This window comes from Paeniglutamicibacter sp. ORCA_105, assembly GCF_045798545.1.
GTDB classification, from domain to species: Bacteria; Actinomycetota; Actinomycetes; order Actinomycetales; family Micrococcaceae; genus Paeniglutamicibacter; species Paeniglutamicibacter sulfureus.
This window is the reverse complement of the sequence record NZ_JBIXLM010000039.1, coordinates 1-22,593: the sequence shown is the minus strand read 5'-3', so window position 1 is coordinate 22,593 and position 22,593 is coordinate 1. Positions and strand designations below refer to the sequence as shown.

Annotated in this window: 15 protein-coding genes; 7 read left to right on the top strand and 8 right to left on the bottom strand. The window is 65.7% G+C overall.

The genetic code is table 11. The annotated features are described in order from the left end of the window. The 4 genes from ACIPUB_RS16390 to ACIPUB_RS16375 form a co-directional block, all read right to left on the bottom strand. Nucleotides 1–1,251, bottom strand: coding sequence for a phospholipase D-like domain-containing protein (locus ACIPUB_RS16390; protein ID WP_407608345.1), 1,251 nt, complete (start codon nt 1,249–1,251; stop codon nt 1–3). Between the two features lie 143 nt (nt 1,252–1,394). Beyond that, nucleotides 1,395–3,014 (bottom strand): aldehyde dehydrogenase, encoded by a 1,620-nt coding sequence (locus ACIPUB_RS16385; RefSeq protein WP_407608344.1) that lies wholly within the window; start codon nt 3,012–3,014, stop codon nt 1,395–1,397. A 595-nt stretch (nt 3,015–3,609) separates the two neighbouring features. After that, nucleotides 3,610–4,428 (bottom strand): type II CAAX prenyl endopeptidase Rce1 family protein, encoded by an 819-nt coding sequence (locus ACIPUB_RS16380; protein ID WP_407608343.1) that lies wholly within the window; start codon nt 4,426–4,428, stop codon nt 3,610–3,612. Nucleotides 4,429–4,641: 213 nt separating this feature from the next. Further along, entirely contained in the window at nt 4,642–6,150 is a 1,509-nt protein-coding gene (locus ACIPUB_RS16375; protein ID WP_407608342.1) for a SulP family inorganic anion transporter, read from the bottom strand. A 437-nt stretch (nt 6,151–6,587) separates the two neighbouring features. Between ACIPUB_RS16375 and ACIPUB_RS16370 the strand changes: the two genes are divergently transcribed. Continuing rightward, nucleotides 6,588–8,906: a LuxR C-terminal-related transcriptional regulator gene (locus ACIPUB_RS16370; RefSeq protein ID WP_407608341.1), complete on the top strand. Its 2,319-nt coding sequence runs from the start codon at nt 6,588–6,590 to the stop codon at nt 8,904–8,906. A 16-nt stretch (nt 8,907–8,922) separates the two neighbouring features. Here ACIPUB_RS16370 and ACIPUB_RS16365 read toward each other — a convergent pair whose 3' ends face one another. After that, nucleotides 8,923–9,579 (bottom strand): IclR family transcriptional regulator, encoded by a 657-nt coding sequence (locus ACIPUB_RS16365; RefSeq protein WP_407608340.1) that lies wholly within the window; start codon nt 9,577–9,579, stop codon nt 8,923–8,925. A gap of 256 nt (nt 9,580–9,835) precedes the next feature. Between ACIPUB_RS16365 and ACIPUB_RS16360 the strand changes: the two genes are divergently transcribed. The 3 genes from ACIPUB_RS16360 (at nt 9,836) to ACIPUB_RS16350 (ending at nt 13,437) form a co-directional block, all read left to right on the top strand. Continuing rightward, complete coding sequence (locus ACIPUB_RS16360) at nt 9,836–11,071, top strand: CaiB/BaiF CoA transferase family protein (RefSeq protein WP_407608339.1); 1,236 nt, start codon at nt 9,836–9,838, stop codon at nt 11,069–11,071. Between the two features lies 1 nt (nt 11,072). After that, nucleotides 11,073–11,951: a hydroxymethylglutaryl-CoA lyase gene (locus tag ACIPUB_RS16355; RefSeq protein ID WP_407608338.1), complete on the top strand. Its 879-nt coding sequence runs from the start codon at nt 11,073–11,075 to the stop codon at nt 11,949–11,951. A 76-nt stretch (nt 11,952–12,027) separates the two neighbouring features. Beyond that, complete coding sequence (locus ACIPUB_RS16350) at nt 12,028–13,437, top strand: 2-hydroxycarboxylate transporter family protein (RefSeq protein WP_407608337.1); 1,410 nt, start codon at nt 12,028–12,030, stop codon at nt 13,435–13,437. 129 nt (nt 13,438–13,566) lie between these two features. On the opposite strand, the gene ACIPUB_RS16345 is transcribed toward ACIPUB_RS16350, so the two are convergent. Together ACIPUB_RS16345 and ACIPUB_RS16340 are read right to left on the bottom strand one after the other, a co-directional pair. Further along, nucleotides 13,567–14,280 (bottom strand): IclR family transcriptional regulator, encoded by a 714-nt coding sequence (locus ACIPUB_RS16345; RefSeq protein ID WP_407608336.1) that lies wholly within the window; start codon nt 14,278–14,280, stop codon nt 13,567–13,569. Nucleotides 14,281–14,333: 53 nt separating this feature from the next. Next, a complete protein-coding gene (locus tag ACIPUB_RS16340) occupies nt 14,334–16,247 on the bottom strand; it encodes an FAD-binding monooxygenase (RefSeq protein WP_407608335.1) in 1,914 nt (637 codons plus the stop codon). Nucleotides 16,248–16,417: 170 nt separating this feature from the next. Here ACIPUB_RS16340 and ACIPUB_RS16335 point away from each other — a divergent pair, with 170 nt between their 5' ends. Further along, complete coding sequence (locus ACIPUB_RS16335) at nt 16,418–17,020, top strand: TetR/AcrR family transcriptional regulator (RefSeq protein WP_407608334.1); 603 nt, start codon at nt 16,418–16,420, stop codon at nt 17,018–17,020. Between the two features lie 411 nt (nt 17,021–17,431). Beyond that, nucleotides 17,432–19,039, top strand: coding sequence for an MFS transporter (locus ACIPUB_RS16330; RefSeq protein WP_407608333.1), 1,608 nt, complete (start codon nt 17,432–17,434; stop codon nt 19,037–19,039). Between the two features lie 376 nt (nt 19,040–19,415). Here ACIPUB_RS16330 and ACIPUB_RS16325 read toward each other — a convergent pair whose 3' ends face one another. After that, nucleotides 19,416–21,155, bottom strand: coding sequence for a CocE/NonD family hydrolase (locus tag ACIPUB_RS16325; protein WP_407608332.1), 1,740 nt, complete (start codon nt 21,153–21,155; stop codon nt 19,416–19,418). Nucleotides 21,156–21,384: 229 nt separating this feature from the next. Between ACIPUB_RS16325 and ACIPUB_RS16320 the strand changes: the two genes are divergently transcribed. Further along, complete coding sequence (locus ACIPUB_RS16320; protein ID WP_407608331.1) at nt 21,385–22,326, top strand: MBL fold metallo-hydrolase; 942 nt, start codon at nt 21,385–21,387, stop codon at nt 22,324–22,326. Nucleotides 22,327–22,593 lie beyond the last annotated feature (267 nt).

Sequence of the window (22,593 nt, the reverse complement as noted above, 5' to 3'; positions counted from 1 at the left end):
TCAGAGGAATGGGCGCAGAGGGATGAGGATGGTTTCGCTGATCGGCGCGGCAAAGTTCCGTTCCTTCCACTCAGTCAAAGTCAGTTCCCTGCAGTTTGTGCTGTCGATTTCGAAGATCTTTTCCATGTCGGCTGCGAATGCCCGGTCGTGGATCTCCAGGTTCGTTTCGTAGTTCCCGGTCAGGCTCAACCGGTCGATGTTGGCGGTGCCGATCGTGGACCAGTGGCCGTCGATGGTGGCGGTCTTGGCGTGGATCATCGCGTTGCGGTAGAGCAGGACGGTCACTCCTTCGCGTAGCAAGGATGTGTAGAACCCCCGGGAGAGCCAGTCCGCAAGGACGTGGTTTGAGTCCTCCGGCTGGATGAGCCTGACGTCGACGCCCCTCTTGCTGGCAGCGATCAGGGCGCGGAGGATTTGCTTGTCCGGGATGAAGTAAGCGGTGGTGATGTAGATGTGGCTCTGCGCGCGGTTGATCGCTTCCAAGTAGATGCCCCGGATCGGGTACACCAGGTGCGCCGGGATGTTGTTCACCGTCCGGATGTGCGGGTCCCACGAGAGCGGGGGGTGGTGCGGGATCTCCGGCTCTGCGCACACGGTATTCCAGACGCCAACAAAGGCCTGGCGCAGGTCCCACACCGAGGGACCGGTGATTCGCAGATGGGTGTCGCGCCATTCGGTGGCGTACAGGTCCCCGATGTTGTATCCGCCCACGAAGCCGGTCTCGTCGTCCACGACCAACAGCTTGCGGTGGTCCAGCCCGGTGCTGCGCAGCGGGGTGAACAACCTGGACGGGCGCAGGACCGGGAATCGGTAGACGTGGATTTTCGGGTGGAACCGGTAGAAAGACTGCGGAACGACGAGGTTGGCGAATCCGTCGTAGATGACGAAGACCTCCACGCCGCGCTCGGCGGCTTCGGCCAGCGCCTCCTTGAACCGCCTCCCGGTGTCGTCGGCCTTCCAGATGAACGTCTCCAGGAAGACCCGGGTCTTGGCACCCCGGATGGCTGCCAGCATGTCGGCGTAGAGGTCTTCGCCGTAGGTGTAGATCGTCACATCCGAATCCGCCACGCGTCCTTCGAATACCCCGGGATGCGGGAAATTCGGGCGCTTCGTCCTTTGCCGGTGCTTGAAGGCATCGTAGAGGACCAGGGCGCCGACTACGGCGGCCTGCAGGGCCAGGAATGCCAGGACGAGTCGCGTGGCCGACTTTTTCGCCGCGACGACTACGGGATCGGGTATCTCGGGAAGCATTCCCCCAGCATAGCGGCGGGAGAATGTCGTGCCACCGATATCGCAGGCAAGCAGCGGACGTTCACTTAGGCATTGGCCAGCCGCGGATTGCCAATGTGGCGTGGCCCACATCCGATGGAGGCCTTGCGCGCTGGTTGGCGGCCTTAGTGCAGGGTGATCCAGATGGTCTTGATCTGTGTGTATTGTTCGAACGCTTCCAATCCGTTGTCTCTCCCGCCGAAACCAGAGGTCTTGTACCCTCCGAAGGGCGTCGTGATGTCACCCTCGCTGTAGCCGTTCACGGCAACCGTTCCTGCCCGCACCCCTCGCGCCAGTCGCAGTGCGGTGTCGATGTTTCTGCTCCAGACCGTGGCCGCCAGACCGTAGTCTGTGTCGTTGGCCAGACGAAGTGCTTCATCCAAATCGGTGAAACCGATAACGGCGACGACCGGGCCAAAGATCTCCTCACGGGCCACGGACATATCGGCGGTGACGTCGTCCAAGACCGTGGGTCCTATGAACCAGCCACCGGTTTCTTCAAGGACGCGTTTCCCGCCCGTGACGATTCGTGCGCCGGCGGTCTTGGCTTGATCGATAAATCCTAAGACACGATCCAGGGCGTCCTCCTCGATCATCGCCCCGACGACGGTGGTGTCCAGAGTCGGGTCACCGACTTTGCGCGCCAAGGCTTCGCGGGCCAGGGCAGCGACAAAGGGGACCTTGAGGGATTCGTGCACCAGGATCCGTGACCCCGCCGAACAGTTCTGGCCTGCATTCCAGAACGCCGAATCTGCCAGGTCAGCAGCGATCTGGTCGAGGCGGTCGCCGTTGTCGGCGGTGATGATTTGCGGGTTTTTTCCTCCGCATTCGAGCACGATGTTCTTCAGGTTGCTGTTGGCGGAGTAGCGAAGGAATTCGCGGCCGATTTCCGTTGACCCGGTGAAAGTGATCATGTCGACGTCGTGGTGGAGGCCCAGTGCCTTGCCTGCCACATGGCCGAGTCCCGGTATGACATTGAAGACGCCGTCCGGCAATCCCGCTTGGGTGGCAAGCTCGGCGATGCGAAGCGTAGTGAGCGATGCCAGTTCCGGTGGCTTGACGACTACGGAGTTGCCAGCCGCCAGCGCCGGCGCCAGTTTCCACATCAGCATGGCGGCCGGAAAATTCCACGGCAGTACTGCCCCGACAACGCCGATTGGCTCGCGGACGATCATCCCGAGGTGCCCTGACCCCGTGGGTGAGGTCTTGCCGAAAACCTTGTCGATGGCTTCCGCGTACCAACGCAACGTATTGATCACGTCTGGGAGATCGAAGTCCCGGCAATCGGTGATCGGTTTACCTGCATCCAGTGTTTCCAATTCCGCCAATTCCGCCACGTTTTTTTCGATCAGATCCGCGAAGCGGAGCAGGGTATTCTTCCGGACGGTGGGGTCTGCCGTGCTCCAGGCACCTGATTCAAAAGCCGTGCGGGCGGAAGCGACGGCACGGTCCACGTCGGCGGGACCGCAGGCTGCGATGTTGGCGATGGCCTTGCCGGTTGCAGGGTTGAGTGTTTCAAAGGTGGCGGCATCGCTTGCGTCGGTGAATTGTCCGTCGATATAAGCCTGCCGGTGGATGCCATCCAGGGTCGTATTTGTCATTTTCCCGGTCCTCGCTGTCTGTGGTGAATATAGAGGGGGTGGATCGCGGCTCCGGCCGTGCGGTGTCGGTGTGTGGATGTGGAAGGGTTTTCGGGCGGTTTGCCCGGCCGGCATTTCCGAGGGTGCGGGCAAGGTCGGGAACACCGCGCCGCGCCCACTGGGTCGGGTGACGCTTTTTCCGGGGCTATCGCGACAAGTTGTCCACGCGGCGTCGGGCTGTAAACAGTCCCGCGCGCCATCGATTCCTCCGTGATCTTGATGGCAGTTGCCTAAAGCCTGACATCGTTCCTGGTCATCTACTCGGCTGGATCTCAACAGATCGAGACAGAGGCGCAAGAGCAGTCCGCCACCCTAATGTCCCATGTCGGGAACTTGGCGCGAGGCAATTGGTGAGCGCCCGTGTTTGACGTGCCGATCATGACTGCGATTTTTGCAGCCATCTCCACTTTCCACAACACCCTCTCAGGCTACCTGTGGGCGCTGGGTCGACAGAGTCTGGTCTGGAGCCGGACTTGGCGCGACCGCCCGATCGCCAAGAAACCGCATGCTGCAGCAAGGTTCAACCCATTGGCGTTTTTGGACGCCGAGCTCGGCATTGCGGTTGCCGGGCTGCATCCGTCTCAGGAGCATGGCAATCATTGCCGAACAGGCAGTTACCGTCGTACCGTCCCGATTTCAAACACGAGTAGAAGAGGGATCGTCCTCGGGGGACTCGTCCACCGCCCCGGACAGCCTGCACTCAGTACAAGAAAACCGCCAACCAATCTCGGTTGTGCGCGTGCACCAGTACGAGGAACAAAACGAAGTCGAAGATTAGGTGCACCGTGACGACATAGGTCAGCGACTTTGTCAGCTTGAAGGTGTAGCCCTGCAACAGCGCGAAGGGAAAAGTCAGCAGCGGGCCCCATGCCTGGTAGCCGATCTCCCAGAGAAAAGACGAGAAGATCACCGCCTGCAGGATGTTGGCGAGCCAGTCCGGAAAATGTCGCCGCAGCAACGTGAACGTGGTGCAGATAAAGAACAGCTCATCCCAAATGCCAACAGCATTCACTCCCAGGAAGAGCCGCCAAAAGATGATGGGATCCGATGCATCAGGCCAGTTTTGGTAGACCCCCGTGCTGATCAGGTACACCGGCAAAATGAGGTAGCCAAGTGCTACAACACCGATCAGGTAAAGCTTGGCGGCCAATGGCCATTTGCGACCGGTGTTCACCGGAAATTTGATGATCTCTTCGCGGTAGGCAAAACGCGAGACCAGCCACGGCACCAGCACGGCCAACCCGAGTGCACCACCCATCAGGATCATGTGCTGGATGCTCAAATCCGCGTTCAACGGGACCAAGCTGATGATCGCCAGTCCCACTGCAATGAGCGCAAGGTGGCGCGCGAGCGCGAGGTCGATTATCGCAGCCGTGATCAGGCCCAGGGCGAGTAGGCCGTAGCCCGCCGGGTCGTGGCCGACACCGAAAAGCAGCACTCCGGACGCCGAGAGCAACAATGCCGGCAAGAGTTTCCAGCTGAGCGCGGTACGGGGTGGTTCAGTCAGGATCGTTCTCACACCACCAGCATGCCAGCACCGTACACGTAGCAAAACCATTGACATGCATTCGGCCTGGACCGAAACGAGCACGCAATACGCAGGCCGCCTCGTGGAAGCCATCCGGGCGGGAAGGCAAGGGGCTCGCGGGATCCGTGCCAGTGTGCCAGGATCTAAACGTGCGGGGCAGGGCCGAAGCAGGGCCGTGTCGAGGTCCCTAGTGGCACCGAAGAGTTAGCCCAGGTGCCCCGCCATGCGTTCGCGCATCGCGGCGCTGGCCTCGTTCAGGCCAGCGATCTCCACCCGCTTGCCGCCGGCCTCGTACTTGGCCGTGATGGCGTCGAGCGCGGCGAGCGTGGAGACGTCCCAGAGGTGTGAGGCGTGCATGTCGATGACCACGTGTCCCGGGTCCAGCGCGTACTGGAACTGGGTGTAAAGGTCGTTGGACGAGGCAAAGAAGAGCTCGCCGTTGACCGTGTAGGTGGCGGTTTCGCCCGTCGCATCCACCGTGCGCTTGACGGTGACGAAGTGCGCCACGCGCCGGGCGAAGAGCACCATCGCGGTCAGCACGCCGGCTCCCACGCCCACGGCCAGGTTGTGGGAGGAAACCGTGGCCACGACGGTGATGAGCATGACCGAGGTTTCGCTCTTGGGCATGCGGCGAAGCGTGGAGGGGCGGATGGAATGCCAGTCAAAGGTCGCCCAGGACACGAAGATCATGACCGCCACCAGGGCGACCATGGGGATCAGTGCCACCACGTCGCCGAAGACCACCACCAGCACCAACAGGAAGACCCCGGCCAGGAACGTGGAAATCCGGGTCCGCGCGCCGGAGGCCTTCACGTTGATCATGGTCTGGCCGATCATGGCGCAGCCGCCCATGCCGCCGAAGAACCCCGTCACCAGGTTGGCCACGCCCTGGCCCCAGGCCTCGCGGGTCTTGTTGGAGCCGGTGTCGGTCACGTCGTCGACCAACTTGGCGGTCATCAGCGATTCGAGCAACCCCACGAAGGCCACGGCCAGCGCGTACGGCGCAATGACCTGGAAGGTCTCTAAGGTCAACGGGACCTGCGGGAAGAAGAGCTCCGGGAGGCTGGAGGGCAGCTCGCCCTTGTCGCCCACCGTGGGAACCGCGATGGCACTGAAGACAGTCACCAGGGTCAGCACCACGATCGCCACCAGCGGCGCCGGGACCCTGGTGGTGATCCGCGGCAGGCCGAAGACGATCAACAGGGCGAGGCCCAGCAGCGGGTAGACCAGCCACGGGACGCCCATGAGCTCGGGCATCTGTGCGATGAACACCAGGATCGCCAGCGCGTTCACGAACCCGACCATGACCTGGCGGGGGATGAAGCGCATCAACTTGGCCACGCCCAACACCGCCAGCAGCACCTGGAACACGCCTGCCAGCAGGATGGCCGCGACCAGGTAGTGTACGCCGTGGCTGGCCACCAGCGGAGCTATGACCAGGGCCACCGCACCGGTGGCGGCCGAGATCATCGCGGGGCGCCCGCCCACCACCGCGATGGTCACCGCCATGGTGAACGCGGAGAACAACCCCACCCGTGGGTCGACCCCGGCGATGATGGAGAACGCGATCGCCTCGGGGATCAGTGCGAGGGCCACCACCAGACCGCCGAGGATCTCCACGCCTAGCAGCTTCGGGGAGCGCAGGGTGCGAAGCACCGACTGGCGTTCGACCGGCGTCGGCGCGGCGATTGCGGTGGCGGGCAGGGAAGGCATGCGGGGGTCCGTTCGGAAGAATGGGCTTGCGGGGGCGCCGGCTTCGGTGGGACCCTCCGGCGCAACTAAGGGGCAGGGTGTCGCACAAGCGGCGAAAAACAGGGGATTCAGCCCAATTCTAGGGGAGTCGGGGGCACCGCGGGTGGCCAATGTGTCCGAGAGGACATTCCGAAGCCTGGGGAAACTGCCGCGCGCCGAAGGAGCCGAAAACCGCCGCAGTGAAGTGCTGCCGGCTTCCCGGCCCATCGGGGGGCGGCGTCCAGGTGCTGCCACAGAGGGTCAAAACGGGGAAATGGCGTTTAGGATGAGGTAACAGATGAGGTAACAAGAGACCCGTCGCCATGTGGCACTGGCGGGATCCCTGGGGAACAGCCGGAGGTGCCACCTCGGCGCACCGGTGAACGTGCAACGAGTGCATAGGGGGGGAAAGGGGTGGCATGGGGGCCGCATCCGGTCGACAGACGATTCATCCTGCCTTGGCGAGGTTCCTTGCCTGGGACGACGGAACGTGCAGGTTGCTGTTCATCCGCGCCGCGGCCGGAACCGGCCGCGAAAGTTTTGCGCGCTCGTGGATCGGGAACAAGGTAGGGGAAGTTCTCGACTGGTCCGGCGGGGACATCGACGAGGCAACCGAAGTGGACCTGCTGGTTCAACGGCTCCGTGCGGATGCCACATTGCACGTGGCCGTCATCCTGGCGCCGACCGCCTCCCTCTGGGACCTCTCCTCGCGGACCCCGTGCCTCGTGGCAAAACACCGCGACCTGCTGCTGGACGCCAGCGAGACGGCGCAGCTTGTCGGCCCGGGCACGGCGGCCGAGCGGGACGAGGCCCGTCTCATCCACGAATTGTCCGGAGGGTGGCTCGCGGCGACGCGGGCCCTTGCAGCGGATCCGCAGGCGCGCCCGCGCGCCCAGCAGATCATCCGCAGCGGCCTGGTCATCTGGCTGGCCAGCCGCGATCCAGACGGGGCGTTGTCGGAGGCAGCGTTCCTGCCGGCATACGACAGGCGCACCATCGAGGCCTTCTACGGTGAATTTTCCCCTGTGGTCCACACCCTGGATGAACTCGTCGAGGCGGGCCTGGTGCAAGCCGACGGGCGAGGCGGTTGGATGATGCCGGCGATGGTGCGCAAGGTGTTGGTGGAACGGGTTGGACTGCGCGGCCGCGAGTCCACTGCCGTGCTGGAACAGGCCGCCGTCAACGCGGTGGCCGCAACCCGCGGGGTGGGCGCAGCGGTGGAGTCGGCCGTGGCGCGCCGCAGCTGGCAGGCGCTGCTGAACATGCTGCTGGAGAACTGGGTGGACATCCTCATGCGCAACCCCAAGCAGTTGGGCGTGATCGCGGCCAAGATCCCGCGCTTCATTGCGAACCAGACCGAATACATGCGCATCGGCCTGCGGATGCTGGGCCAGGCGGACCGGGACGGACTTGCCCTGCAGCTGCCGGGGTTCGAACCCGACTACGCCACCAACCAAACGGCCCAGCGCCTGCATCGTGACACGGTGCGGCTCTACGCCAAGCCAAACACCCACGCCCTGACGGTAGGCATTCTGGAAATGCTCCACCTGCGGCAGTCCGGCTTCTACCCGGAAGCGGCGGCCGCAGCCCATCGCCTCCGCGAGGCGCTGCACCGTGCGCTTGACGCCCAAAGGCTCAACCCGGCCCTGGTGTCGATGGTTGATCTCCAGGCCGGGATTACCCTGCAGCTGGCCGGCCGCGATGCCGAGGCCCGCCAGGCCTATGAGCAGGGCTTCCACTGGGCGCAGGTCTCCGGCAAGGCCTTCCTGCTGGCCGACGTGGCAGGAAAGATGGCGCTGCTCGATGTGCTGGAAGGGGACAGCGGCTCTGCCATGCGCTGGCTGGCCAAGCACGATGTCTCCATCGGTGAAGTCGGGTGGGGAAAGGTGATGGTGGAGCGCACGGCCGCAATGGCCCGTGCGTTCCTGGCCCTGGCCCGGCTCGACTACGCCGGCTTCGACGTGGAGATGGGCGCCCTGCCGTCCGTCGTGGACAACGACGAATTCTGGCCCGTGCATGTCCAGCTGCTGGCGCTGCAGAAACTCAATGCCGGCATCTTCGATGCTGCGCGGGACTTGATCTCCTCCCTGCGCCAAGAGCGTCGCTACGCGGCGGCCGCGCCCCTGGCGCGGCGGTTGTTCGACGACACGCTGCTGCTGGCCGAGATCCTGGAGCGCGGCGGCGTGCGCCCTGGAACCGGGATCGAAAACAGGGACCCCCTGCTGGTGGCGCTCGGGCACCTGCTGGGCGGGAATCCCGACGCAGCCCTGGCCGCCCTTCAGGAAGTTCCGCTCACCGGGGGCATGCGCCGGCGGGGAAACCTGGTGCTGTATTTGGATATCGCCGCCAGGAACCCCCGGGGCCCGACTCCGGCGACATTGCAGCGAGTGAAGCAGCAGCATCGGGACTCGGGGGTCCTCTACGAACTCGCGATTCTGGGCATGGTCCCCGGGTGGTCCGAGGTGGGCAGGCACCTTGAGCTTGATCCCGAAGAGCTCCAGCGGCTGGGGTACGCGCTGGATCTTGCGCCCACGCCGTTGCCGAGGCGGCCGGTGCTGACAGTGCGGGAGCAGGAGGTCTTGAGGCAGTTGCGTGCGGGAATGACCCGCCGCCAGATCGCCGAGGCGGACTACCGGTCCGAAAACACGGTCAAGTCCCAGATGCGCAGCCTGTATCGGAAACTGGAGGCCTCGGACGTGGAGCAGGCATTGGCGAACGCGCGGGCCTGGGGCCTCTGAGCCCGGGGAGGCATCCCTAGAGTTGCTTGCCCATTTCCAGTTCGGTGCCGATCAGCCGCGCCGCCCGGACGACCTTCTCCCCGAAGTCCAGGCCGGGGGAAGTCTCAACCCGGACCAGCGGCATGGCCAGGCAGAGCGTGGCGATCATCTGGTCGCGCAGCATCACCGGTGCGCTGACCGAGCCCAGGCCCGGGGTTCGCCGGCCCACCGATTCAACCCATCCGTGTTGCTCCACGGAATCGAGGGCCTCGGGATCGCGGGAGAGCAGTCGCCCGCTCGACCCGTTGGGCAGTTCCAGCACGGAGCCCGCCGGGAGCGTGGCCTTGAGCTCGTGTTGGCTGTCCACCGTCACCCGGCAGATGCGCCGTTCTCCCCGGCGAATCCACAATTGTGCGGTCTCTCCGGTGGCATTGCGCAGCTCGGTGAGGACCGGGGCGGCAATCGATTCCAACGCGGTGCGCACGAAGCGGTGGCCCAGCTTGAAGTCGCCGTCATCGATCCGGCGCAGGAACCCGTACTCCACCATCGACAGCGCCAGGCGGTGGACCGTCGACACCGACAGGCCGGTGCGCCGTGCCAGTTCGCTGGCCGAGGCCGACGAACCATCCACCGCATCAAGGACCATGGCGACTCGTTCGAGCATGCGGTTGCTGGTTGCTGCCGACTCGGCCATGACTGTCTCCTCATGGTGTGGGCGAGCGTGCCTGCCGCCCGTGGGTTGTGACGCAATTTTTCCTGAATCAAGAAAACAGTCCGTGATGTCGGGTTTCGCGCCCAAGGACCGGGGTCGGGTCGCTGGATGCGAAGCTTTTGCCGCAACGCCTCTTGCTGTGTCCTGAATCACTTGCTACTGTCTTCCTGCCTGCAGGGAATCATATCCCATTGTGTGGGAAATTTCGATGTAGTCACCGAGGAAAAGGGCGAAGACCATGACTGAAAATCTCCACCTCCCGGGCAGCACCTTGCCGCTGGACGGGATCCGCGTGCTGGAACTGGGAAGCTTCATTGCCGCCCCGTTCGCCGCGCGGCTCTTCGGTGACTTCGGGGCCGAAGTCATCAAGATCGAGAAGCCCGAGGGCGGCGACGAGCTGCGTGACTGGCGCAAGACCCGCGGAACCACGTCGATGCTTTTCCGGACCATGGGCCGAAACAAGAAGTCCGTCGCCCTGGACCTGCGCAGCGAACTGGGCCGCGAGGCCATCCTGAGGATCGTGGCCAAGACCGACGTGGTCATCGAGAACTTCCGCCCGGGCACCCTGGAAAAGTGGGGCCTGGGCCCGGAGGAGCTGCACGCCGCGAACCCCAACCTGGTCATGGTCCGCATCTCCGGTTATGGGCAGACCGGCCCCTACAAGAACCGTGCAGGCTTCGGCAGCTCGGCCGAATCCTTCGCCGGCCTGCGCTACATCACCGGCGAACCGGACCGTCCGGCCGGCCGCGCCGCAGCCAGCGTCGGGGACACCGTCTCCGGTCTGTACGGGGTGATCGGCGCGCTGATGCTGATGTTCCAGAAGGCCAAGGGAGTGCAAAGCGAGGGCCCGCAGATCGTCGACGTGGCGCTCTACGAGGGCGTTTTCTCCCTGCTCGAGTCCCTGGTCCCGGACTACGACGCCTACGGCATGGTCCGAAAGCGCACCGGCGGCGCGTTGCCGGGCGTGGTGCCCACCGGTTCCTACCCGTGCGGGGACGACCTGGAGGTTGTGATCGGCGGCAACTCCAACTCCGTGTTCATCCGCCTTATGAAGGCCATCGGACGCGAAGACCTCGCCGCCGATGCGACCCTGCTGACCACCGAGGGCCGGGGGGCGCGCGAGGAGGAACTCAACGGAGCCATTGCCGTCTGGACGTCCTCGATGCCGCTGGCCGAGGTGCTCAACGAGCTGGACACCGCCGGGGTGCCGGCCGGTCCGGTCTACGACGCCCCCTCTATCGCCAAGGACGAGCACTACCTGGCCCGCGACATGATCCAAACCCACGAGGTGATCATCGAGGACGAACCCGAGCTGATCCGCTTCCCCGGCGTGGTTCCCAAGATCCCCGGGCACGAGGGCCGCGTGGCCTGGGTCGGTCCGGAACTCGGCGAACACACCCACGAGGTCCTGCGCGACCTGGCCGGCCTGAGCATCCAGGAAATCGACTCGCTCGGCGTTAAGGAGAAGAACTGACATGCAGATCCACATCACCGACGTCTTCCTGCGCGACGGCCTGCAGGACGAAAACGTCATCGTCTCCACGGGCGACAAGCTCGCGATTGCCGAAGCGCTGATGGCTTCGGGCGTGAAGCGGCTCGAGGTCGCCTCCTTCGTGAACCCGGCCCGTGTGCCGCAGATGGGCGACGCCGTCGCGGTACTCACCGGACTGCCGACCGGCACCGGGGCGACGTTCACCTCCCTGGCCCTGAACGGCAAGGGGATCGTGCGGGCGGTTGCCGCCGGCGCCACCGACATCCAGGTGGTGACCTCCGCCAGCCAGGCCCACAGCAGCGCGAACGCCGGGTCCAGCATCGAGCGGGCACTCGAATCCCTCGCCGCCGACGTCGCGGCCCACCCCGGCATCAACTTCTTCGCCGGGATCTCCACGGCCTTCACCTGCCCCTTCGAGGGTGAGATCGATCCCGGCCACCTGCTGCGCGTGGTGCGCGGGTTCAAGGCCATGGGCATCACCCAGATCGGACTTGCCGACACCCTGGGCACCACCCCAACGGACCGTGTCATGGATTCCGTGCGCCACATCCAGGACAGCGAGCCGGAGCTGACCTACTACCTGCACCTGCACAACGCCCACGAACAGGCGTTGGCCACCGTGGACGCGGCCATTGCGGCCGGCATCACGCGCTATGACAGTGCGCTGGGCGGCTACGGCGGCTGCCCGTTCGCGCCGGGCGCGGCGGGGAACCTCGCCACCGAGGAACTCGTGGCCCACCTGCACGCCGCCGGGCACGAGACCGGCATCGACGAAGCCGCTCTGCACCGGGCAGTACAGCTGGGCCGCGACGCGGTGTCCAACTCCCCGGCACTGCCGGCGAACGCCCTGACCGGGCACTAGAAACACCTCCCATCCACCGCACGCCGGGATGTCTCCGCCAGGAGCCGGTGCGCCCCATCATTCTGCGAGGACGACGATGTCTCAGATTGAAAACCCCGTTTCCACCCTTGAGAACCAGCACCCCGACGAACCCGGCGTCCAACGCCGCGTGGAACCCCATGTCGGCAAGCTGCGCGGCACGCACTTCCCCGGCCCGCGCGGCACCCGGATCGCCAGCTTGCCGGTGGCGCTCTTCATCGTGCTTGCCGCCATGGTGTTCATTGCCGCGGCCACCGGCAAACTGCCCGACTCCATGCTCTCGGGCTTCACGGTCACGATCCTGCTCGGCGGGCTGCTGATCTGGATCGGCAACCTGTTCCCGGTGGTGCGCGACTTCGGCCTGCCCACGGTGCTGTGCACGTTCATTCCAGCCACACTCATGTCCTTCGACCTGCTGCCGGCGAACCTGGTGGAGGTCGTGGAGAACTTCGTCAAAGGACACGGGTTCCTGGACTTCTTCGTCATCACCATCATCGCCGGCTCCATCCTGGGCATGCCTCGCGCGCTGCTGCTGAAGGCCGGACCCCGCTTCGCGGTGCCGCTGATCGGCTGCCTCGTGGCAACGTTCGTGTTGGTCGGTCTGCTGGGTGCTGCCACCGGCTTCGGGTTCATGGAGGGCATCCTGTTCATTGCCGCCCCCATCATGGCCGGAGGACTGGGCGTGGGCGCGCTGCCGATGAGCGAGATGTACGCGGCCCGCACCGGTGAGGATTCGGCGACCTTCATGGGCGATCTGATGTCGGCCGTCGTGGTCGCCAACATCGTGTGCATCATCATCGCCGGCATCTACAACGGGCTGGGCAAGACCCGCAAGCAGTTCTTCGTCGGCTTCAACGGCCACGGCGAGCTGATGCGCATCAAGGGCAAGAAGTCCGAGCTCTCCCTGCCGCCCAAGAACGAGGCCTCCTCGTTCATTGCCCTGGGCAAGGGGCTGCTCTTCGCCGGCGCACTGTTCATCTTCGGGCAGCTGGTCGGCTCCTACCTCGAGGTCCTGCACCCCTACGCGTGGACCATCATTGCCGCCGCCTTGGTGAAGATCTTCGGCTGGCTGCCCAAGGACATCGAGGAATCCACGGCCGACTGGGGCGACATGGTGGGTGCCACCATGGTCCCGGCGCTGCTGGTGGGCGTGAGCATCAGCTACATCAACATGGACGAGGTCGTAGCCTCGCTGAGCAACCCGAAGTTCATCCTGCTGACCGTCGTGACGGTGCTGATCGCAACGTTGACCTCCGGCATCCTGGGCTGGCTCATGAAGTTCAACTTCGTGGAAGCCTCCATCACCCCGGGCCTGGTCATGGCGGATACCGGCGGCAGCGGAGATGTCGCGGTGCTCAGCGCCGCGAACCGCATGCACCTGATGCCCTTCGCCGCGTTGACCAACCGGATCGGCGGCGCCTTGGTCCTGTTCGTGACCTCGCTGCTGGTCCCGTTCCTGGTGCTTTAGCCGTTCCGGCCCGTGGACGGATGGCCCCTGGCACTCGGTGTCGGGGGCCATCCGTCATTCGGGTTGCGTGTCCAGGGAGCCGCGGATAGCGGTGCAGGCCGCGAGCAGCAGCGAAACGTTCCTGGCACCCTACAGGTCCCCGGCGCGGGAGATCGGTGCGCTGAGGGACAGCGCAAAGGACTTCCCGTTGGCCAGCGGACCCACGGGAGCGCCGATGGCCGCCAGCTCGGGTTCGGTGCGGCCGATGTTGATCGCGTAGTTCCTGGCCCGGACCTGTGCGAGTTCGGAGAGCAAGTGCGCCAGGCCCTCGGCGTCCAGCTCGTTCCCGTCGCTGCGGGTTGCCCGGCGGCGGTAGAGCTGGGCGACGGCCGCATCGGAGAGGACCGAGAGTGCGGCCAACCCGGCGGAGGACGTGCTGGCCGGCAGCACGGTTCCGGAGCGGTCACCGATCCGCACCAGCTGCGGACCTTCGACGCTGTGGCGGAACCGGGCGCTCGCCCCGACGCGCTCCACCAAGTTCACCGTCTCGCCCGTCGCCGCGGCCAGCGCCTCGAGCTGCGGGCGCACAGCGGCGACCAATCTCCTGGCCGGATTCCGGGCCGCATCGAGGTGCAGGTTGGGGCCGGCGGCGTAGTGCTTCTGCGGATCCTGCACCGCGAAGCCCCGGTAGACGAGGGTCGCCAGGAGCCGGTGGGCGGTGGAGGGTGCCACTCCCAGCTCCCTGGCCGCATCGACGATGCGCAGCGCATCGCGTTCCTGCAACAGCACCAGGATGCGCAAGGCGTTTTCCACCGATTCGATGGCGTGGACGGGCCGTTTGACGATCCGATTAATCTTCTGCACGACAGAATCCTACGGGCGGTCGCGGGTTGGGCTGATCCGCGACCGCAGCAAGGTCAGACGAGCGCCGGGGAGCGCATGATGCCTGCGAAGAAGCCGGCCAGCTCCGCGTGGGCATCCAGCGGCAGTACGTGGGCCACGTACTGGTCGGGGCGGACCACCACGATGGCGCCGAGCTCGCGGTCGATCCCGCGCGCGACGAAGATGTCGTTCGCCGCATCCGCGGTGAAGACCTTCTCATAGTCGATGAGTCCCAGCGGCGCCTTGCGCGGAAGCAGGAACGCGGGCACATCCCCGGGTTCCACCTCGCGGTGGCCCTGCTGGAGCACTGCGCGCACGTCGAAGACCGCGTCGTCGTCGGCGCCGGCGGGGGTGAAGGAGCACACCGGGGAATCGGGGTCTTCGGCCAGGAAGGTGCAGAGCGCGGCAAGGCGCGAATCGGCTGCGTCGGGGCGTGCGGCGTCCGCGAACACGTAGATCCGCCAGCGGCCGTCGGCCAGGGCCTGGTGCCCGAGCTGAAGCGGCTTGGCATCGGCGAGCCGGATGACCGGTGAGGAGTGGAAGCGCTCGCCGACCGGGAAACCGGAGGCCAGGTGCTCGTGGGTCCCTTCCCCGGTGATCATGCCCGGGCGGTAGTCGGTGGCGAATCCCGCGGTGAATCGGCCGCCCTGGGTGAAGATGCCCTGGCGTTCGGCGGCATCCATCCCGCCGGCTTCCGGGTTGGCCGGGTCCTTGGGCTTGGCTGCCATCGCGGTGGACCACTTGAGGTCGAAGTCGATCAGTTCCTGCGCGATGACCTGGCGCTCTTCGGAATAGGTGTCCAGCAGGGCCTCGGGGCTGCGGCCCTGCAGAACCGCCGCAAGTTTCCAGCCCAGGTTGAAGCCGTCCTGCATGGACACGTTCATGCCCTGGCCGGCCTTGGCGCTGTGCGTGTGGCAGGCATCCCCTGCGATGAAGACGCGCGGGGTGCGGGTGCCGCGGTCTTCCGGCAGCACGTCGTCGAACCGCTCGGCAATGCGCTGGCCCACCTCGTAGACGCTCCACCAGGCGATTTCCTTCACGTCCAGCGTGTAGGGGTGCAGGATCTTCTGCGCTGCCTCAATGACCGAGTCGGCGGTGAAGCGGCTCCGGGCCTCGCGGTCGCCCGGGTCGATGTCGCCGAGGTCCACGTAAAGGCGCACCAGGTAGCCGCCCTCGCGCGGGATCAGCAGGATGGAGCCGCCGGAGGCCGACTGGATGGCGGACTTCAGGCGGATGTCGGGGAAGTCGGTGACAGCCAGCATGTCCATGACGCCCCAGGCGTGGTTGCGGGCATCGCCCTGCATCTTGATGCCCAGCGCACGGCGGGTGTTCGAGCGGGCGCCCTCGCAGCCCACGGCGTACTTGGCGCGGACGGTGATGTCCGCCCCTGGCTCGGCCCCGGTGCGGCGCAGCGTCGCGGTGACGGGGTAGTCGCCGGTTGGGGCGACGGTTACGTCGATGAGTTCCAGTCCGTAGTCGGGGACCAGCCGGGAAGGGGAGTTGGCCATGTGCTCGAGCAGCAGGTCCTGCATGCGGGCCTGGTTCACGATCACGTGGGGGTATTCGGATAGGCCGTCGGCGACGTCCTGGATCCGGCCGGTGCGTGCGATCCCGTCGGCGGAGTCAGGGCCCCAGAAGCTGGTCTCGTTGACCCAGTAGGCCTCGCGCATCAGGCGCTCGGCCAGCCCGAAGCCGTTGAACATTTCCACGGTGCGGCAGGCGACGCCGTCGGCGTGCCCAAGTTCGAGGGCCGCTTCGCGGCGCTCAACCACGAGTGTGGAGATGTCGGGGAACTCGGCCAGCTGGGCGGCCAGGACCGACCCGGCGGGGCCGGTGCCGGCAATGAGTACGTCCACCTGCTCGGGGAAGGTTCCCGGTGCGCGGCGTCCGGGGGCGGCGGGACGGATGTCCGGGTCTCCCGGGCGGTAGCCATCCTGGTAGAACTGCATGCTGCTCCTCGCTATGCCGGCGCCCAAAGGCGGCGTTGTGATCTGTTTCATCAACCGTAGGGCCGGTTTCCTTCCCGGTGCCAGGACATTCTGCACACCAGAATCTCGAGTGACTGCCCTGTGCCCGCCCCAGGTCCGGGAGAAGCACGGAATCGTCTAGGCTGAAGACCATGGCCACATTGAGGGAAGCGCAGAAACAGATGACCCGCCGGCGCTTGCTGGAGGAAGGGTTGGCGGCATTTGCCGAGCAGGGGTACTCCGCGACCACCATCGATGACATTGCCACGCGGGTTGGTGCCACCCGGGCGACTTTCTACCTGCACTTCGGCTCCAAGGCCGAGCTGGTGCGTGCGCTTGTGGAGCGCACCGATGAAATGCTGACGGGCATCGACAACCCCTCGCTGACTGAGGTCGTGGCCTCGGGGGACCGCGCGGCGCTGAAGACCTGGCTGGAGCGGAAGTTCGACCAGTGGCCGGACATCAAGGACTACGTCACCGTCTCGCACCAGGCCGCGGCGGTGGAGCCGGATATCCAGGACTCCATCGATGCGTGGTTCGACGATGCCATTGGGAACATGCAGGCGGGACTGGATGAGGCCGGTCGCTTCGAGGCACCAAGCCGCCGCATCCGGTGCACGCTCGCCTTCGGCGAGCTGGAGTTCCTCTCCGTTCGCTGGTTCCGCCGCGGGTGGGTCGTTGACCGTGACACGGCCCTGGAAATCATGACCGAGTCCTGGTACCGCCTTCTCTGTGACGAGGGCTTCGGCTCGTAGCCCGGTGCCATTCCCACCGAATCTTTGCCGCCCGGCCATTGGCCGGGCGGTTTTTTGCTGTCCGCGGCAGGTGCCGTCCCCGTGCCCCGCATCAGGGGTCCCAGGGCACGGGCCCTGGCGAAATTGCGAAATTGTGGAACGTCCCGCTAAATTCACTTGACACTCCGTCTTGCCAGATGCCATGCTGTTAGCAATTCCACGTGAGCCAGGCCATAGTCGCTCCGGCTTCGCGTCAGAAGCGCAAAAACTTCCCCGTCCAGCAGGCAGGAACGCCGAAACTGGACGTACGGGACCCCCCTTGCAGGCCGCCTTTGGGTGCGGCCTTGTGCCGGAGATTGGACCACCGCCATCCGGCAGCCGGGTCCCCCCTCCCCAGTCTTCATCACACCGCAAACCAAGGAGTCATCCCCCATGAGCCACGATTCGGAAGCCAGCCTGCCGGCGGCCACCCAGTCCCAACCGCCACAACAGGCCTCCCTGGCCAAGCGATCGATTCGCGGCACGATGGTCGCGGCCTCGCTGACCGTGATGGTCGCCCAGATCGCCAACGCCCTGCCCGGCGCGTTGAACGGCGAGTTCCAGAGCACCTTCAACACCGTTGGATCCCAGCTGACCTGGATCACCGCGTCCTTCATGGTGCTGGTTGTCGTCTTCGAGCTGACCTTCGGATTGCTGGGCGACAAGTTCGGCCACCGCAAGCTGGTGATCGGCGGCGCCGCATTCGTGGCAGTCGGCTCCGTGGTCTGCGCCATGGCGCCCACCGTTCAAATGATGTGGGTGGGTTCGGCCATCAACGGCCTGGGAGCCGGCGCGATCTTCCCCGCCTCCCTGGCGCTTGTTGCAGCGGTGAGCCGCAACATGGGTGAACGCATCCGGGGCATCGCCATCTGGGCCGGCTTCCTGTCCGCCGGCTCGGCGCTCTCCCCGCTGCTCGGTGGGGTCATGGCCGGTCTCGGCTCCTGGCGCAACGCCTACGCCGTGGTCGCCGTCGTGTCCGTGGTCGCTCTGGTGCTCACTGCGCTGCTGGCCCGCGAGGCATTTTCCGCCCACCCCCGATCCGTGGACATCTGGGGCCAACTCACCTTTGCCGCAGGTCTGATCCTGGTGCTTTTCGGCCTGGTGCAGGGCCCCGAGGCCGGTTGGGGCACCGGCTACGTGCTCGGCTCCCTCATCGTCGGCGCGGTGCTGCTTGCGGTGTTCGTGGCCATCGAGCTGAAGGTCCAGGATCCGCTGCTTGACCTGCGGCTCTTCCGCATCCGGCAGTTCACCGTCTCCTCGCTGGTTGCGGTTGTGGGAATGTTCGCCTTCCTGGGCGCCTGCTTCACCACCAGCATGTGGCTTGGTCCGGTGCAGCACCAGAACCCGTTGTTCCTCGGGCTGCTCTTCCTGCTGTTGCAGGGCCCGGCCTTCGTGCTGATCCCGATCATCTCACGCCTGCAGGCGCGCTTCGGCTCCCGCTGGCTGATGACCCTCGGCTTCACTGCCATGGGTGCCGGCGCGCTGATCGCCTCGGGCTTCGACGTGCTGGACCGCAACGTCACCGCCTTCATCCTGCCTTGCCTGTTGGTGGGCCTGGGCTTCGCCTTCACGTTGAGCCCGATGACCGCCATCGCGGTGAACTCGGTGCCGCGCCAGCTGACCGGAATGGCCTCGGCCACCACCAACCTCCTGCGCGACCTCGGCTTCGCGCTGGGGCCGGTGCTGGTCGGCGCCGTGGCCCTCAGTGCGGCAGGAAGCCGCCTGGCTGTCTCCCTGCAAACCTCCAACCTGACTCCGGACCAGCTCGGACCCGCCATGGGGATCGCCGAGGCCGGCGGCCCGATCGCGCTGAATTCCCTGCCCGAGGGCGTCCCCGGAGCCGCTGGGAGCGAATTCGCACTTGCGGCCCTGGGCGCCGGATTCACCCAGGCCTATCTGGTGGTGGCGATCGCCGCCCTGGCGGCGGCGGCCCTGAGCTACTTCGGGCTGCGGGGCGCCGAGGAACCGGACATGGATGCCGCTCTTCCCGAGCGCGCATAGCCGCAGCAATTACTGGTTTCACGCCAAGGGCCGGGCACCGTTTTCGACGGTGCCCGGCCTTTGGCGTCCGTAATTGCGGTGGGGCACCAAACCAAGGGGGCGAAGTTTCCGGCTGGGCGAAATGCGTGGCTCGCCTGTCGGATTCATGACATCGGCGAAGTGCTCGAATGACTTGGACGCGACCGGATGGGTTTCCCCCTGGGGCGGCGCACTGTCGTTCAGGGGACCATCCTGCATTGCGCTTTGCCCCGGTGGCCATTGCCGGCCACTGTGGAAGGGCATTCCTTCCACCTTCTTTAACGGCTGAGGCCGCGACCTCCAGGAGAATCCTGGAGGTCGCGGCCTCAGCCCATTCGAGAGCGCTTTGCCCGGGGGTTTAATTCTCCTGGGCGCCGGCCGCCTTGCCCGTGGTGAACGGCAGTACCAGCCGGGACCGGTGTGCGGCGTCGCGGTAGATCTTGTGCGTGACGGGCCGGCCCACCGGCAGGTGGAAGGCGTCGGGGGGAAGCAACGAGTTGTGCTCGTCGCTCAGCGGCTCGGCGTTGGAGAGCTCCGCCACCAGCTTGTGACCGGGCATGAAGGTATTCGCAAACGGGTAGAGGCGCAGCACGTACTCCTCGATCTTCCCGGGCTCGACCGGCACCGCGCGGGTATGCGGGTGGTACGGGTTGCCCTCGGTGGTGCGCTCGTCGAGCTCATTGTGCGAGGCCTTGAGGTAGCCGGTGGTGATCAGCTGGCGCTTGCTCGTGGGCGCGTAGTCCCACAGGCGCAGGATGAAGTTGGTGTCCACGGCATCGATCTCGGCAAAGATGTGTGCGGCTCCGGTGCCCATCATTTCGCAGGCTTCCTCGAAGACCGGGGTCTCCCACTTGATGATCTCCACCTTGTCCGTCACTGTCAGCGGGGCCTGGTAGAAGCCGTCCGGGGCGACATATTCAACACCCATGGTTTCGGGCTCGGTGGAGAGCTTGTGGCGCGGGCGCAGGTAGAGGTTCGTGTACTCGATCTCCTTCGGCGGCCAGGAATCGGCTGTGACGGTTTCGCGCGAGCCCTCGACGAAGACGCTCACGGCAGGTTCGTCCATCACGCCGTTCTCGATGCCCTTGATCCAGTAGTCGTACCACCTGAACATCTTGTCGTGCTCCTCGATGAACGGGCGCGACTGCATCGGCGGGTAGGGTCCGATGTCCAGCTTCTTGGGTCCCTTGAGCGTATCGAAGAGCTCAATGGTTCCATCCAGCGTCCAGCCGCGGCCCTGGTCCAATTGCAGCCAGACCGGGATATCGATGTTCTTGGCCAGGTTGATCGGGTTGCGTTCCTCGTACCAGTCGCCGTCCAACTCGTTCATGACGATGTCGAACCATGCCTCATGGTTCTTGGGGTAGTTCAGCACGTGGACCAGATTCGGCCAGGCGGCGACGTCGGGATCCTCAAGGCGCTTTGTGACGAGCTCGCTGAGCTCTTCCTTGGAGTACTTCTCAACCATGCGGGATTTCACCCCGTCGGTGAAGGCCCAGCCGGAGTCGCCTCCGCGGCCCTCGCGCGCGGCACGCGGCATGAACCACATGACCCCGCCGTGGTAGGTGGTCTCGTAGAAGTCGTAGTGGCCGCCGGAGACGAAGATTGCCTTGAGGCTCGGCGGACGCTCCGCGGCGGCGAGCACCTGCATGGAGCCGAAGTAGGAGATGCCGACCATGCCGACGTTGCCGTCGCACCACGGCTGGGCCGCCACCCACTCGATGAAGTCGTAGGCGTCCTGGCCCAGGGAGACCCCGCCGGCGTTGTAGTTGCCGATGTGCTCGCCCTCGGAGTCACCCGAGCCGCGCAGGTCGCCGATGACGTGGACGTAGTCCTCAGCCACGATGCGGGCGATGTCGCCGGCCTCGATGCAGCCGTCCCACATGGGCGAGGGCCGGCGCTGCGGGGGAGTGGTCAGGGCCAGGGCCTGGAGTTCCTTGCCGTAGGGGCTCAACGCAACGAGGGCAGGGCGCGGCTTGTCATCGGTGCCCTGGTAGGCGTCGGCGGCAAGGATGACGCCGTCTCGCATCGGCACGCGCAGGTCCTTGCGGATGGCAATCGGCTGGCCGCCGGCATTGAACATCGTGAAATCGGTCATGGGTGTGCAACTTCCTTGTCAACGTCTTTGGTGCCAGGCTTCCCTCTGGCGGGCACGCTTTGCGGAGCATGACATTTACATATTATTATAATAAAGTTGAAGTGTCCAAGTCCTCAGGTCGCAATGCGTCGCGTGGACTGCGCAGCGGGCCGAAAGGCGCGGCACGCCACTGGCGTGGCCGATGATGGTGGTGGACCCCTCGCCAGGTTCCGATACAAGGAGAAAATCGATGAGCAAAGAAGTGAACGTCCACCCGCTGGTGTCGCCCTGGGGCCGGTTCGGTCTCTACAGCTTCTACATCGACGCTCCCGAGCCCGCCATCGTGGACACCGGGATTGCCTCCTCACCTTCCGAGGGCATGGTGGAGGAGCTGAGGAAGCTGGGGCGGAACATCGAGGATGTGCGCTGGATCCTGCTGACCCACGGGCATATCGACCACATGGGCGGCGCATTCGCCTTGTGGGAGCTGACCGGCCGCCGCGCCAAGGTGGTCATCCACGAGAAGGACGCACCGCTAATGCGCTCGCGGGCCGCGCACCTGGAACAGTACGTGGACGTGCGGGCACAGTACCTGAACGATCCCGCCGGAATCGACAACCAGACCAAGGCGGCGGGCCAGGTGATCTCCGGGGAAATGGAGCCCGACGTCCTGGTCTCCGGCGGCGAGATCCTGTCCCTGGGCGGGGACGTGACCGTCTCGGTCCACCACATCCCGGGCCACACCGAAGGCTCGGTGGCCTACGTTGTGGACGGGCAGAACTCGGTCTTAGTGGGCGACGCGGTGCAGATCCACGGTGCCGCGAACGGGTTCCCCGGGTACGAGGATCCGGAGGCCTACCGCAAATCCCTGATCTACCTGCGCGACGAGGTGCGACCGAACCATCTGTACCTCGGACACCCCTACCGTGGCGCCGACGGGGTGGCCTACGATGTGGAGTTGGATGCCTTCGGTGCCCGGAAAGCGCTCCAAGAGGCGATCGACATCGAGGCCCGCGTGGCCGCCGTTGCGGCCAGTGCGATGGATGAAGGCCTGGCGGACACCGATTCGCCCTATTCCCCGTTCGAGTCGGTTGCCCGGGATCTTGGCTACACGGGCGACCCGACGCTGGAGCCCTCCCCGTTCTTCACCACGCTGGATGGCTATCGCCGGGCGTCCCCGGCGGTTGATTAACCCCGGGCCGAATTTCAAGAACCAGATCATGGCAGCCTTCGCCAAGGGCCGGAAGGAGCGCCCCGCCACGGCCTTTCGCAACGCCAAGGCCGACGTGCTGGCCGACTTCGTGGAGATCATCCGGAGATCGCCCTGGACCAAATAGCTCGAAACCGGACCTCGTCCCTGCAGGGGGAGAAGCGGGGGGGGGGGGGGGGGGGGGGGGGGGGGGGGGGGGGGGGGGGGGGGGGGGGGGGGGGGGGGGGGGGGGGGGGGGGGGGGGGGGGG